Source organism: Vibrio sp. 10N.261.52.A1 (assembly GCF_002876325.1).
GTDB classification, from domain to species: Bacteria; Pseudomonadota; Gammaproteobacteria; order Enterobacterales; family Vibrionaceae; genus Vibrio; species Vibrio chagasii.
Genome location: NZ_MCYD01000455.1, coordinates 1 through 822 on the forward strand (window position 1 = coordinate 1; position 822 = coordinate 822).

An 822-nucleotide genomic window follows, 5' to 3' on the forward strand; every position below is an offset into this window, starting at 1 on the left:
ACTCTAACTTTAGGAGTTGTTGGAGTAATTCCCATACAGATGAATGGACTTGTGTGCCGTGACCATCATGTAAAGCTCCATCCTTACCCTCGATAATTCCAGATAAGTGGATCTCGATTACTGAATTCCAATCAATGAAACCAATCATAGAGAGTGGACTTATATTATTGTTACTGCAGTCAATAATTAGGTGGGATAGGTCAATTATCGCTCCAGCACCGGAAGCCTTAACTACACGATTAAAGCTCTTCCAATTCGATATTATTTCATTGACTGAAGAAGAGTAGAAATTTGCATTTTCTAACCAAACCGGTTTTTTTGTTACCTGTTGTACTTTAGTCAAGAAACGAATAGCATTGCTTTCACTGTCATCATTGTGCTTATAGTGCGATGAAAACCCCAGTTTTCCTATGTTAGTATTTCTATCTCCACATAAGTGAAACCCAAGACTAATAATTCTATTGTCATCTTTTTTGTCAATTAGCTTTTCGTTGATGAATTGATCTTGATAAATCTCAGGTTCAGTGATTGGTGATCTTGATATATGTAATGATAGAGGTGTGGAGCTTATTTTGTTAGGTGGTAGACTATTAACAAACAAACTTTGGTATGCCTTGAAACCAAGTTCGATAAGTCTTACGTCGTTAGAAGGGTAGAGTTTCCCTGTTGAAAAGTGATGATTATAACTACAAGCTAAATTCATGAAAATACCTCAATGGCCCTTTATTACTAAAGGGCCATATCAAATTACTTGTTGTAGCTTCCGCAAGTCATTTCTTTGTCTTTAACTTTAACTACTACTTTTTTTTCATTGTTCATTTT

Annotated in this window: 1 protein-coding gene; it reads right to left on the reverse strand. The window is 35.3% G+C overall.

All coding sequences use genetic code 11. The annotated features are described in order from the left end of the window. A partial coding sequence (locus tag BCT81_RS05400) for a DUF692 family multinuclear iron-containing protein (RefSeq protein WP_133152567.1) occupies positions 1-703 on the reverse strand: 703 nt, incomplete at its 3' end. Between the last annotated feature and the right edge of the window lie 119 nt (positions 704-822).